Source organism: Streptomyces sp. NBC_01264, from assembly GCF_026340675.1.
In the GTDB taxonomy this organism is placed as follows: Bacteria; Actinomycetota; Actinomycetes; order Streptomycetales; family Streptomycetaceae; genus Streptomyces.
In genome coordinates, this window is sequence record NZ_JAPEOX010000001.1 from 984216 (window position 1) to 996809 (window position 12594).

A 12594-nucleotide genomic window follows, 5' to 3' on the forward strand; every position below is an offset into this window, starting at 1 on the left:
GCAACGTTGCCGTCAGTTGATCGCCGGTCCGGCGGTGTCCTTGAGCCAGCCCCACTGGGACCAGGCCGAGAAGTCGGTCTGCCAGCGGTGGTAGACCCCGGTGGGATTGGTCCCGAAGACCTCGATCCGACCGTCGGCATTGGCCACGGCAGTGATCTCCGTGCCACCGCCACCGAAGGACTCCCAGGGGTGGTAGGGCGCGTTCACTCCGGTCTGCCACATGTGCTGGGCATCGCTCCCGTTGAGGGCGAACACCTCGACCCGGCCGTCCACGGCGCGCTGACTCGTCAACTGCGCGTTCGCGAGACCGCCGGTCTCCTCCCAGCCGGACCAACTCGTGGGACCGGTCTGGTACCGGTGGAAGACCCCGACGGGCCCGGAGGCGAACACCTCGAGCCGGCCGTCCTGATTGTGGTCGACCGTCAGATCGTGACCACCGATGCCGAAGTCCTGCCAGGAGGACCAACGACCATTCACGGACTCCTGGTACAGATGCCGGAAGACCTCACCGTTCAGGGCGAACACCTCGAGCCGGCCGTCCGGCGCCTTCTCCATCTCGATACGGCTCTTCCCCGGACCGGCGCCTGTCCCTTCCCAGCCCGACCAGCCGCCGTTGGCCGCCGTCTGGAACCGGTGGAACACGTTCTCCGGACCGGAAGCGAAGACCTCGAGCCGCCCGTCACCATTGGAACCGACAGCGACATCACGGCCACCCTCACCGAAGTTCTCCCAGCCCGACCAACCGCCCGAGGGCTGGTTCTGGTAACGGTGCTGAAGGAACTGGCCGTTGATCGCGAACATCTCGAGTCGGCCGTCGGCATTCGGCCCGATCGCCAGCTCCGCTCCCTTGGGTCCCGCGATGAACTCCCAGGCCGACCACGTGCCGTTGATGTTCTCCTGCCAGGCGTGATGCACACCGTCGGCCCCGGCCGCGAACACCTCGAGACGCCCGTCCACCGACCGCGCCGACACCACACGACCCGACTCCGCCGGATACACGAGCGGCGCGGGACCGGGCCCGGGGTGGCCAAGACGGTCCACGGCGGCGCGCGCCGTGTCCATGTGCCGCAGATGGTGGTTCTGGTTGTAGGTGGACCAAGGGCTCCAGTCCCTGCCCCCGGAGGCTATCCGGAAGGTCTCGTTCGCATTGCACTGCGCGTCGTAGGCACAGGCGTCGCTGACTTCGGAATGCCAGTAGTCGTTGATCTGCCACAGACCGCGGTCGGTGGACGGGGGCTTGTTGTTCGTGACGTTGTACGCCTGCGGGTTGCAGCTGGACTCCGCCAGGGCGACAGCGACCGCGGTGACCAGGCCCTCGCCCCGGAAGCCGGCGTTGTACCCGACCTCCGCACACAGGTCGCTCCCGACGGCGGCGGAGGCCGGCTGTGTGGCGCCCGCCATGATTCCCGCCGCCACGCACAGGGAGGCGAACGCGGCCAGGATGACGCGGTGGGGCGCTCTTCGAGCGCGCCGTGTGGCTCTCATCTGCCTTCTCCTCAGTTGATCGCCGGTCCGGCGGTGTCCTTGAGCCAGCCCCACTGGGACCAGGTGGAGTAATCGGTCTGCCAGCTGTGGTAGACCCCGGTGGGATTGGTCCCGAAGACCTCGATCCGACCGTCGGCATTGGCCACGGCAGTGATCTCCGTACCGCCGCCGCCGAAGGACTCCCACGCGTGGTACGGGCTGTTCACCCCGGTCTGCCACATGTGCTGGGCATCGCTGCCGTTGAGGGCGAACACCTCGACCCGGCCGTCCACGGCGCGCTGACTCGTCAACTGCGCGTTCGCGAGACCGCCGGTCTCCTCCCAGCCCGACCAACTCGACGGACCGGTCTGGTACCGGTGGAAGACCCCGACGGGCCCGGAGGCGAACACCTCGAGCCGGCCGTCCAGGTTGTGATCGACCGTCACGTCACGACCGCCGATGCCGAAGTCCTCCCAGGAGGACCAACGACCATTCACGGACTCCTGGTACAGATGCCGGAAGACCTCACCGTTCAGAGCGAAGACCTCAAGGCGGCCGTCCGGCGCCTTCGCCAACTCGACACGGCTCTCCCCCGGACCACCACCGGTCCCTTCCCAGCCCGACCAGCCACCGTTGGCGGCCGTCTGGAACCGGTGGAACACGGCCTGGGGGCCGGAGGCGAAGACCTCGAGCCGCCCGTCGCCATTGGAACCCACGGCGATGTCACGGCCGCCCTCGCCGAAGTTCTCCCAGTCCGACCAGCCACCCGAGGGCTGGTTCTGGTAACGGTGCTGAAGGAACTGCCCGTTGATCGCGAACACCTCGAGACGCCCGTCGGCGTTCGGCCCGATCGCCAACTCCGCACCCCTCGGCCCGGCGATGAACTCCCACGCGGACCAAGCACCGTTGGCGCTCTCCTGCCAGGCGTGATGCACACCGTCCGCACCCGCCGCGAACACCTCGAGACGCCCGTCCACCGACCGCGCCGACACCACACGACCCGACTCCGCCGGATACACCAACGGCGCCGGACCGGGATGGCCGCCGGGGACGCAGGGCATGTCGATGCCGCGTTCCGCCAGGTAGGGAATCGGGTCCACACGCACGGACGCGCCCGCGTTCCCCCATACCCGAAGGTGGAGATGGGGCCCGCTGGACTGGCCCTCGCTGCCCATCAGCGCGATCCGCTGCCCGGCGCTCACGCGGTCGCCCTGCTGGACGTCCCGCTGGTACATGTGGCCGTACTCGGTGATGGTGCCGTCGGGGTGCAGGATGCGGATCCACTGGCCGTAGCCGGGTTCGTATCCCGAGATGGTCACCTGACCGTCGCCGACCGCGTAGATCGGGGTGCCGCGGTCGTTGGCGATGTCGATGCCGTTGTGCTCCCAGCTGTAGTACTGGGTGATGTCACCGGCGGTCGGACAGGCGGCTGCGAACCCGGCGGTCCGGGCCGGGACCGGGGAGGAGGCGGTCTGCGCCCCGGCCGGTGAGGCGACGGCGAGCCCCGGTCCGAGGATCACGGTCAGTGCGAGAAGAAGCCCGAGCACCCGCCCGGACTGGGATCGGGAAAGGACGGACATCATGCGAGGTCTCCCCGTCACGCCTTGCGCAGGCGGTCGATGACTCCGTTGATGTCGTCCTGCAGCAGGTTCCGGCGGACGTAGTGGCCGCCGTCCACCTCATGCTGCTCGTAGGGGATGCCCACGCGGTCGAGGTTCCACTTGAACTCCCGCTGGGTGGCGAGCACCAGTTTCTCGTTGGCGTACCCCTGGATGTCCTCGGGGCTGGTGCCGGCGACCAGGAAGATCCGCTTGTTCCGGTAGCTCTCGATGCGCTCGCACGGGTTGTCCGCGCTGACCCGGGCCTGGTCCCAGAAGGGCACGCCGTAGACGCTGCCGCCGTTGAGTTCCACCGCTGCGGAGGAGGCGTTGGCCCAGTGGGTGACCAGGTCACCGTTGCCGCCGCGCAGATTGGCCGGACCGGAGTGGGCGCTGACCGAGGCGAAGTGGCCCCAGTACTTGGCCGCGTACTTCAGGGCGCCGAAGCCGCCCATGGAGAACCCGGAGACGGCGCGGCCGTCGTACTCGGCGTAGGTGCGGAAGTTCGCGTCGATCCACGGGATCAGCTGGCCGATGTGGAAGTGCTCCCAGTTGCGGGCGCCGATGTTGGAGCTCACCGCGTTGGAGTACCAGCCGGCGCGCCCGCCGTCAGGCATCACGACGATGAGGTCCTTCCAGGCGGTCAGACCCCGGATGTCGTGGAACCGGTCGAAGGTGATGAAGTCCTCCAGGCCACCGTGGAGCAGGTAGAGGACGGGGTAGCGGCGCCCGCTGGTGTGGTAGCCGTCGGGGAGCAGCACGTTGACGGCCGGGGTCCAGCCGCCGATGGCGGAGGTCTGGAACCGGTAGTACCACATCCGGTGATCCTGCTCGTTGCGTTCCGTGACGCGCAGGTCGTCGGCGGCCGCCGACGACGACGCCGACGCGAGAACGCCGCCGGCTCCGAGGGCCACCGCGGCGGTGAGCCCGCCGGCGGACTTGAGGATGCTCCTGCGGGTGGGGTCCTGCGTGGTCAAGGTGACCTCCTGTGGGCGGGCTGGCTGGTGACCGGGCTGCCGCCCCAGCGGCACCGGCGGTTTGGAAGTTAGCGATCCCGGCCCGGGAGGAGTACCCGGAACCTTCCGGACTGACAGAACCGGCCCGTGTCGTCTAGGTCGTCCGCCGCGAAGGCAACTCATGGATGTGCGGATGAAGTTCGCCGCGTCCTAGCGGGAGGGGCTGCGGGTGACCATCCGTAATTCTCCGGATCCCCGGGCCGTGTCCCTCTCGGTAGCTTTCGGCGCTGTCACACCGTGACCCGGCGCGACCACGGCGGGTCCCCCTCTTCCGCAAGTGCCTCGTACCGCTACCGACCAGGAGCCCGTTGTGAGCGCACACCATCCCTCCCGCAGAGCGCTTTTCAGAGCCGCCGGTGGGTTTTCGGCTGCGATGTCTCTCGCCGGCGCAGGCGTCCTCGCGACGGGATCCGGGGCCAGTGCCGCCGGAATCGGCGTCGGCCTCCGCTCCGCCCAGCGCATCCAGTCGGACGTGGGCGGCCCGATCACCCGCGACGAGATCCTTCTCCGTGCCCAGCACTGGGTGGATCTGAACGTCTACTACAACCAGGGCGACTCCTACCCGGACCTGGAAGGCAGGCGCTTCCGCACCGACTGCTCGGGCTTCGTCTCCATGGCACTGCACCTGCCCTCGTCTCCCAGTACGGTCACCCTCTCCGAGTTCCTGGACCCGATCGCCTGGGAGGATCTGCGGCCCGGTGACGCCGTCGGCACCCTCGGGCCGGGAACCGGCGGCGACGCGGGGCATGTCGTGTTGTTCGCCGGCTGGACCAAGCGCACACCCGCTTCTTCACCATGGAGGAGATGGGCGGGGCGGGGTCCGTCAGATATGAGCGGCCGATCAACTACACCACCAGCGGCGGCCAGTTCACCGCCGCTCCGTACCGCTACAAGAGGGTTGCCGAGGCTCCTTCCGCTCACGCGGTCAGCCCGGCCGAGACGGGCCGCGTGGTGTCGGCACGATCGGCCGACGGCCGGCTGGAGACCTTCGCGGCCGGAGCTGACGGGGTGCACCACGCCTGGCAGAACGAGGTGAACGGCAACTGGTCGGCCTGGCGGCCGCTCGGCGGTCCGCGGAACGCGCAGATGGCGATCGTGCCCAACGCCGACGGCCGCCTCGAGCTGCTGGCGATCAACGGCGACGTGGCCGAGCACATCTATCAGACCGGCCCGTCCGGGGACTGGTCCGGCTGGCAGGGATTCGGCACCGGTGGTCGGTACATCGCCGCCGGAACGAATGCCGACGGCCGCATCGAGGTCTTCGCCTCCGGACCGAAGGGCGTGTACCACCGCTACCAGACCGCGCCGAACGCCGGCTGGTCGGGCTGGGAGTTCACCGGTGGCGGTCCCGTCGACGCCCGTCTGGAAATGGAGAAGTCCCCCGATGGGCGCCTCGAGGCATTCGCTCTCAACGGCAAGGTCTTCGAGCACCAGTACCAGCTCGCCCCCAACGGTGGTTGGTCCGCGTGGGAACACTTCGGAGGCGGCGGCCAGGATCTGACGGTGGACCACAATGCCGACGGGCGCCTCGAGGTCTTCGCCTCCGGGCCGGAGGCGATCTTCCACCGGTACCAGGAAAGCCCGACCTCCTGGTCAGGCTGGGTGAGAACCGGCGGACCGGCCAACGCGAAGCTCACCAGCGAACGCACCGCAGACGGCCGGGTGGAGGTCTTCGCCATCAGCGGTGAGATCGCCGTCCACGCCTGGCAGACCGGGATCAACGCACCGTTCAGTGACTGGGTCACCATCGGCACCGGCGGCACGGACATCACCGCCGCAACCAACGCCGACGGCCGCATGGAGGTCTTCGGGACCAGCCGTGCGGGCGTCTACCACACCTGGCAGACCGGCTTCACCGACTGGGCCCAGTGGGCGTGGCTCAACGGCCCCGGCCCCGCGATCAGCTGACACGAAGGAGACGACGGATCACATGCGCGTCACGACAACGCTCCTGCTCGGCGGGGCCCTTGCCCTCGCCCCCCTCACCCCGGCGACCGGCGCTCCGGCCGCCGCCTCCGGCCCCGCCGGCCGGGCGACGACGTACGACGCCGTCCAGTCCTTCCAGAACCAGGCCACGGGTCTGTGCCTGGACGACACCAGCAACGGCTTCCGCGCCTGGAGCTGCAACGGCTCGAATCCGCAGCGGTGGAGCGTGCGCGTCTGGGGTGACGGGACGCGCCAGTTGATGAACATCAACACCGGCCGCTGCATCGAGAACACCAACAGCAGCTTCCACACCGCGGCCTGCAACTCCAGCCCGGAGCAGAGCTGGTGGGTCCAGGTCTGGGGCGACGGCACCGTCCGCTTCCAGAACCAGCACACCTCGCGCTGCATCGACGACAGCTCCCAGGGCCTCCGTACCTGGACGTGCAACAGCCTTCCGTACCAGAGCTGGTCCTGAGACCGGTGGCGACGCACGTCGAAGCCCATCCCCTTCCGGCGATTCCAGCAAGGCCGGTACGTCCGGCAGACGATTCCCTCCATGAGGAGCAGGTTCGATGAAGTTGAAGCTCACCGCGCTACGGTTCTCGCTCGTCCTCGGTGTGGCCGGAGCCCTCCTGGCGGTGCCCACGGCCGCACAGGCGCGGAACCAGGCGCAGGCACAGACCCAGGCGCGGACCCCGGCCCGGGCTACCGCGGACCATGCCGCCACGCTCGCGGCCCTGAACGAGCTCAAGGCGGGCGGCGGTCCCGGGGCGGGCGTGTACGCGGGGACCCGCGACGCCTCGTGGAACCTCTCCACCGGCACGGCCACCATCAACACCAACGATCCGATCGGCCCGGACGAGTACTACCGCGTCGGGAGCCAGTCGAAGACCTTCACCGCCGTCGCCGTACTGAAGCTCGCGGAGGCCAACGGGATCGGCCTCGACGACCCCATCGAGCAGCACCTGCCCGGTGTGGTCTCCGTGAACGGCCACGACGGGAACCGGATCACGATCCGGCACCTCCTCCAGCACACCAGCGGCATACCGGTGAACGGCCTCCCGCTCGCGCAGGCCCGCCCGGACGGCTCGTACACCCTCGCGGCCCTGGTGAAGGACGGGCTGCGCTTCGCCCCGGCCTCCCAGCCCGGCGCCGCCTTCCAGTACTCGAACACCAACTACGAGATCCTCGGCATGCTGATCGAGAAGATCACCGGCCTGCCCCTACACCAGGCCGTCACCCAGCAGGTGATCCAGCCGCTCGGCCTGGCCCACACCCGCTTCCCCGCCCCCACGGACCGCGCCGTGCCGAGCCCGGCGATCCACGGCTACCGGGGCACCCGGATCGGCTCGTTCTTCTTCTGGCTGGACGGGACGGCGTTCGAACCGTCCACCTTCTACGGGTCCGGCGCCGTCCTCTCCACGCTCCGGGACATGACCGCCTTCTACCAGGCGATCGTCGACGGTACGGCGCTCTCGCCCGCGAACCTCGCCGAGATGGAGAAGACCTTCGAGCTCGGGCAGCCGGGCTCGGGGAACGGCTACGGCCTCGGGATGCTGAAGTTCGCCCTGCCCTGCGGCGGCACGGCCTGGGGACACGACGGAGCCGTCCCGGGCTACTACTCGCAGACGCTCGTGACCGAGGACGGACGTCACGCCTCCGTCGTGACCAACGCGCATCTCGCCACGAACATCCCCGGCGCGCAGATGTACAAGACCCTGACCAGCGCCCTGTGCGAGACGCCGTCCTGACCCTGGCCCTGGCCTTGGCCCTGGCCCTGGCCCTGGCCCTGGCCCAGCCCCTGACCATGCCCTTGTCCCGCTGCAAGACCAGCCTCACGGAAGGGGGAACCACCGTGCGATCCCTGCTCACCCGCACGACCGGCTTCCGCGCCGCGATACGGGCCACCGCGCTGACCGCCGCCGCCGCGGCGGCGGTCGCGGCGACGGCCCTCACCGGCTCCGCGGCTCACGCCGTCGGCGTCGCCGATGTACCCACGATCCCGGCCTTCACCGACGGGCAGGGTCTGACCCAGGTCGCCGGAGCCACCGAGGTACGCTCGGAGACCGACTTCACCCTCACCGTCACCACGCCGCAGCTCTCCGGCCGGCACAAGGTACGCGTCTTCCTGCCGAGCGGCTACTACGCCGAGCCCGGCAAGCGCTGGCCGGTGACGTACTTCCTGCACGGGGGTGGCGGCACGGTGAACGACGCCGCCGCGGCCCCGGCCCTGCGGGACGACCGGATGATCACCGTCGTACCGGACGGCGGTCTGAAGGGCTGGTACGCGAACTGGCACATGCAGAACACCGCCGAGGGCGCCGCCAACTGGGAGACCTTCCACCTCCTGCAGGTGGTCCCCTTCATCGACGCCAACCTGCGGACCCAGCCCGACCGCGGCCATCGTGCGGTCGTCGGCCTGTCCATGGGCGGCTTCGGGGCCCTGCACTACGCCCAGGCCCGCCCCGACCTGTTCGGGCGCGTCGCCTCCCTGTCCGGGGGCATCGACTTCGGCCTGTGGGAGGTCCGTGCCGCGGTGCTGGCCACGGAGCTCAACCTGACCGGCGCCTGGTGCGCCTCCACCACCTCGGGTACCGGCGACTGCACCGGCTACGGACCGGTGGTGGACAGCGACGCGATCTTCGGCTCGCCGTACGCGATCTTCAACGACCGGAAATGGAACGAGGCCAACCCCGCCTCGCTCGCCAATCTGGGCAAGCTCGCCGGCACCGGGGTCACCCTCTACACCGGAAACCAGGGGCTGATCGACGGCAAGACGGCGGTCGCCTCCACCAACGTCGCGAACCGCCTGAACCACCTGGGCATCCCGAACCGCTTCGTCAACTACGGCAACGGCTCCGCCCTGTCGCCCACCTGCAAGGGCGACCACTCCTACGGCTGCTGGGCCCCCGCCCTCGCCGACTACATCCCCCGCCTGGCGAACGAGTTCGCCCAGGCGGGCTGAGGCACCCGCTCGTCCCCACCTCGGGCTCTCGTGCACGTACAGTGGTCCGCTTGATCAACTGGCATCCGGGCGGGCGGCGCGTCTTTCCGGAATGCCGTCCGGTTCCCCCTGCGGGCCGTGACATGCGTCACGGCCCGCATGTCGCCTTGAGGCCCTCCGCGGAGATCCAATGGCTCGGGACATTTCACCGCATGTCCCTGTTTGGCATTGACATGCCTCACTCCGCCGGAAACGGAATTCGAAGCTCCCTTTCGGTCGGCTCCAACAGGGCTGGCAGGGACGCGTTCTGGCGGCAGGCCGGGTGGGCTCCGCAGTGGCCGCGCCGCGGAGATGCACGATCTTCCGGCCGTTTCAAGCCCGGTCCCGAACACCCCGCGCGCCCGATCGGCGGCGGCTTGCCAGGCCGCGGGAGGGCTTCTAAGAATGGCGATTCCTCCGGCGCCTTCGCGGTCCGGCGCCGGGAGCTTCGCGATCACCGAGTGAGGTCCCGCATGAAGAAGCACCGTAAGAAGACGCACCACAGGAAAATAGCCGTCGCTGTCGGGGCACTGGCCCTCGTGGCCGTACCCGCCACGGCCATGGCCTGCCTCGACCCGCAGGGAACCGGCCCGACACGGTCCGTCGTGGCCGAGCGGGACAGCCGCCCCTGGCACGGCGACCCCGGTGCGCAGCAGCCCGCGGAGGCCCCGGTCCAGGCCGACGCCCCCGCCGAGATCGTCGAGCAGCCGCCCGTCCAGCAGCCCGTCGAGTACGCGCCTCCCGCGCCGAGCGAGGCGCAGCAGCCGGCGGAGCCGGTGGAACCGGTGGAGCCCCCCGCCGAACCGGCCACCGAGCCGCCCGTCGCGCCGACCGCAGCCCCCGGGCCCTCGGACTCCGCGGCGCCCGCCGGTGCCGTGGCCGAGGTTCTCGCGCTCGTCAACAAGGAGCGCGCCGCGGTCGGGTGCCCCGTACTCACCGTGAACGAGAAGCTCACGAAGGCAGCTCAGGACCACAGTGAGGACATGGCCGCCCACTCGAACATGTCCCACACCGGCTCCGACGGATCCGACCCGGGCCAGCGGATCACCCGGGCCGGCTACCAGTGGCGCACGTACGCCGAGAACGTCGCGTACGGCTACCCCACCGCCGCCAAGGTCATGGAGGGCTGGATGAACAGCCCGGGCCACAAGCGGAACATCCTCGACTGCAACGTCAAGGAGATCGGCATCGGCCTCGCGCAGCCCGGCCAGTACTGGACACAGGACTTCGGCGCCACCCGCTGACCCGATCACGGATCGCCGGGCAGGAGGCTGGGGGGCGGCCCGGCCCCGGTGAACCCCTACGGCAGCGAGTCAGCCGGGCGAACCCCCGCAGCTCGGAGACCTACCGGTCGACCGGTACGGCATGGCCCTCGGCGCCGCCCTGGCGCCGGACGGCTGCCGAACGCCGGCGAGGCTCCGGGGGGTGTGGAGGTCGGCCACCGCCTCTTGGTTCGATCAGTTCGACCTTGCCGCAGCCAGTCTTCAAGAGTTCCTCGAAGGACTGGCCTGCCGGATCAGCAGCCGGCGCCCGTCCGGTCAGGGCTGAAAGGACGACTGGAACGCCAGGCGGTCGTCGGCGCCTTCGCCGATGCGGGAAAGGAGTTCGTCGAGTGCGATGAACTCCTCCCATGCGGGCCGGCCGGTCGCTGCGGCCAGCCGCGCAACGACCAGATCCTCCAGGTCGGACACGCGCTTGTTCTTCCAGATCTTGTCGGCGAGGCTCACCAGGAGGTCCTCCGAACCGACCGACGCCGTCCACGACGCATGGGTCGCGGCGAAGCGGGCGAGTTCAGGGCTGACACCATGGGCAAGCAGAAGAGCCCGTCCAGCCTGCTCGTGCGCCGATCCTGGCCCGGAGAGCTCAGCGACGTGCACGCTCTTCCCGATGTCATGTGTCGCGGCCCCGAAGAGCACCGCCTCGCGATCGAAGAGCACCGCGGCGTAACGCTCCTCCATCCAGTCGACGAGTTGGTGCGCGACATCGTGGACGGCCCGCAGGTGGGCAGCCAACCGTGGCGGACTCCCCAGCTCGATCAGAAGCTCCGCGACGCGCTCGGGCAGCGCGCGGAGTGGCGGGTCGACTATGCAGCTCATGGCCCTCGACAAGGCGACGTTGGTCATCACCGCGTCAAGGTACTGACCGCGCCCGACCGACGCCGACACTTCCGGGCCCGCCCGCACTGGACCGCCGGTGCCCACCGCCCGGTGTTCCTGGACGTCGTGGCAGCTCTGCCCGAGGCAGAGGCAGTGACCTCCGAGGGCGGCATCGAGGGTGGATCAGCATGAGAGGGTGGATCGGTATGAGGAGCATGACCGAACGGCCGATGAGCTGGGCGTGGAACACCGCCGGACCGGAAGCCCGTTCATGGATGCTGCGCCACATCGAGCAGACGGGGCGAAGCTGGACGCCACCCCCACCGCTGCCACCATCCCGCAGGGCCCCGTCGCCGATGACGCCGCGGCAACGGGTGGGCCCTCCGCTCAGACGCTGGCCGGTCAAGGCCCCCGCCGGGCGGCAGCCGCTCCCCGCGGCAGCGAACGTTCTCAAGGCCTCGACACCGAAGCGGTCTGCGCCGTGAACGACGAGGCCCGACGGCTGCGGCTCGGCCTGGGCGGTGGCGGATCGTGGCTCCGGGCCCATCTCGCCCCCGACGGCGTCCACTATCTGCTTCCGGATCCGGCGAACTACTACTGGCCCGGAACTCCGAACTCTGAGGGTGGCGAGATCGATTGGTGGCAGTGCACCATGCTGCTGCAGATGTCCGACGGAGAGCAGGTCGGCTCCATGGTCGCCGTACTCCCTGAGACCTTCACGGCATTGCCCTCGACATTGCTCCGGAAGGAGCAGCTGCGACTCGTCCACCGGGTCCGCTCCATCGAGCGAGACACCTCCCAGTGAGGCCGGGACCACAAGGCCGAATGCGCACCGCGACTCTGCGGCAACATCCCCGAATCAACCGATGGCGCCCCGTGAGCCGCTCCGCGGCGATGTAACCGCCGCCAGCCACTGTCCGGCGGATCACGCTTCGGGGTCGAGGGGCCGGAGGTCGTAGAGGTAGGAGCGGTCGCTCTTGAAGCTGCGCCAGACGGTGGCCGGGGGTTCGGGTTCATCAGCGTGGCTGTTGAGGGGATGAACGGTGACGAGGCCGTCGGCGATCTCGCAGTGCCAGCCGCCGGTCGGCGACCAGACACACCACACGTTCCCGTCCGTTCGGCGGTAGGCGGGGCGTCCGTAGCGCTCGCCGTCGCGTTCGAAGTGGTAGCGGAGCCCGTCGATGTGGCGCACGGAGGTGAAGGATCGCTCCACCGGCCGCCACGCTGCCCCGACGCCGGCAAGTGGTTCTCCAACCGGCCCACTGCGCATTCGTCAGATCACCCCGCCTCATGCCGGGAACAACGAGCCGGTGTTCCGCCGAGGCGGCCGGCGCCCCTTCCTCACGGGTCGTGACCAAGGGAATTCGACAGGTAGTAATTAGGTGAATCCTTGACTGAATTCCCGTCAACAGGACCCCACTTGTTATCTCGATTAGATAACGACTACCCCGGATAAGGCCTGGACCAATACCACGTGACGCGCGTAACTCACCTTGCTTTATTGCTTGTTG

The 12594-nt window shown here is 69.4% G+C and carries 10 protein-coding genes and 1 pseudogene; 6 read left to right on the top strand and 5 right to left on the bottom strand.

Going from position 1 to position 12594, the window contains the following annotated elements:
* Window positions 1-12 precede the first annotated feature (12 nt).
* From OG435_RS04435 to OG435_RS04445, 3 genes are read right to left on the bottom strand one after another with little or no spacing between them, the layout of a single operon-like run.
* Window positions 13-1485 carry a hypothetical protein gene (locus OG435_RS04435; RefSeq protein ID WP_266875394.1) on the bottom strand — a complete coding sequence of 491 codons (1473 nt, stop codon included), beginning with the start codon at window positions 1483-1485 and terminating at the stop codon, window positions 13-15.
* Between the two features lie 11 nt (window positions 1486-1496).
* Window positions 1497-3047 (bottom strand): peptidoglycan DD-metalloendopeptidase family protein, encoded by a 1551-nt coding sequence (locus OG435_RS04440; RefSeq protein ID WP_266875398.1) that lies wholly within the window; start codon window positions 3045-3047, stop codon window positions 1497-1499.
* A gap of 14 nt (window positions 3048-3061) precedes the next feature.
* The gene (locus OG435_RS04445; RefSeq protein WP_266875399.1) at window positions 3062-4039 is read right to left on the bottom strand and encodes an alpha/beta hydrolase-fold protein; all 978 of its coding nucleotides are present in this window, start codon (window positions 4037-4039) and stop codon (window positions 3062-3064) included.
* 963 nt (window positions 4040-5002) lie between these two features.
* Here OG435_RS04445 and OG435_RS04450 point away from each other — a divergent pair.
* The 5 genes and pseudogenes from OG435_RS04450 to OG435_RS04470 form a co-directional block, all read left to right on the top strand.
* Window positions 5003-5986 (top strand): annotated as a pseudogene (locus OG435_RS04450) (hypothetical protein); the annotation flags it as partial.
* A 22-nt stretch (window positions 5987-6008) separates the two neighbouring features.
* Entirely contained in the window at window positions 6009-6479 is a 471-nt protein-coding gene (locus OG435_RS04455) for an RICIN domain-containing protein (protein ID WP_266875401.1), read from the top strand.
* 97 nt (window positions 6480-6576) lie between these two features.
* The gene (locus tag OG435_RS04460; protein ID WP_266875403.1) at window positions 6577-7755 is read left to right on the top strand and encodes a serine hydrolase domain-containing protein; all 1179 of its coding nucleotides are present in this window, start codon (window positions 6577-6579) and stop codon (window positions 7753-7755) included.
* Complete coding sequence (locus OG435_RS04465) at window positions 7737-8969, top strand: alpha/beta hydrolase (RefSeq protein WP_266875405.1); 1233 nt, start codon at window positions 7737-7739, stop codon at window positions 8967-8969. Before OG435_RS04460 ends, OG435_RS04465 begins: the two co-directional genes overlap by 19 nt.
* Window positions 8970-9460: 491 nt before the next feature.
* The gene (locus tag OG435_RS04470) at window positions 9461-10231 is read left to right on the top strand and encodes a CAP domain-containing protein (RefSeq protein ID WP_266875407.1); all 771 of its coding nucleotides are present in this window, start codon (window positions 9461-9463) and stop codon (window positions 10229-10231) included.
* A 294-nt stretch (window positions 10232-10525) separates the two neighbouring features.
* On the opposite strand, the gene OG435_RS04475 is transcribed toward OG435_RS04470, so the two are convergent.
* The gene (locus OG435_RS04475) at window positions 10526-11110 is read right to left on the bottom strand and encodes an HD domain-containing protein (protein ID WP_266881527.1); all 585 of its coding nucleotides are present in this window, start codon (window positions 11108-11110) and stop codon (window positions 10526-10528) included.
* Window positions 11111-11354: 244 nt separating this feature from the next.
* On the opposite strand from OG435_RS04475, the gene OG435_RS04480 reads away from it, so the two are divergent.
* Window positions 11355-11888: a hypothetical protein gene (locus OG435_RS04480; protein ID WP_266875409.1), complete on the top strand. Its 534-nt coding sequence runs from the start codon at window positions 11355-11357 to the stop codon at window positions 11886-11888.
* A gap of 120 nt (window positions 11889-12008) precedes the next feature.
* On the opposite strand, the gene OG435_RS04485 is transcribed toward OG435_RS04480, so the two are convergent.
* Window positions 12009-12296 carry a hypothetical protein gene (locus tag OG435_RS04485; protein ID WP_266875411.1) on the bottom strand — a complete coding sequence of 96 codons (288 nt, stop codon included), beginning with the start codon at window positions 12294-12296 and terminating at the stop codon, window positions 12009-12011.
* Between the last annotated feature and the right edge of the window lie 298 nt (window positions 12297-12594).

Excerpts from the sequence above, each read along its gene's own strand:
- OG435_RS04440 (WP_266875398.1), bottom strand. The coding sequence starts at position 3,047 with ATGATGTCCGTCCTTTCCCGATCCCAGTCCGGGCGGGTGCTCGGGCTT.
- OG435_RS04475 (WP_266881527.1), bottom strand. The coding sequence starts at position 11,110 with ATGACCAACGTCGCCTTGTCGAGGGCCATGAGCTGCATAGTCGACCCG.
- OG435_RS04480 (WP_266875409.1), top strand. The coding sequence starts at position 11,355 with ATGGATGCTGCGCCACATCGAGCAGACGGGGCGAAGCTGGACGCCACC.
- OG435_RS04455 (WP_266875401.1), top strand. The coding sequence starts at position 6,009 with ATGCGCGTCACGACAACGCTCCTGCTCGGCGGGGCCCTTGCCCTCGCC.
- OG435_RS04435 (WP_266875394.1), bottom strand. The coding sequence starts at position 1,485 with ATGAGAGCCACACGGCGCGCTCGAAGAGCGCCCCACCGCGTCATCCTG.
- OG435_RS04470 (WP_266875407.1), top strand. The coding sequence starts at position 9,461 with ATGAAGAAGCACCGTAAGAAGACGCACCACAGGAAAATAGCCGTCGCT.
- OG435_RS04460 (WP_266875403.1), top strand. The coding sequence starts at position 6,577 with ATGAAGTTGAAGCTCACCGCGCTACGGTTCTCGCTCGTCCTCGGTGTG.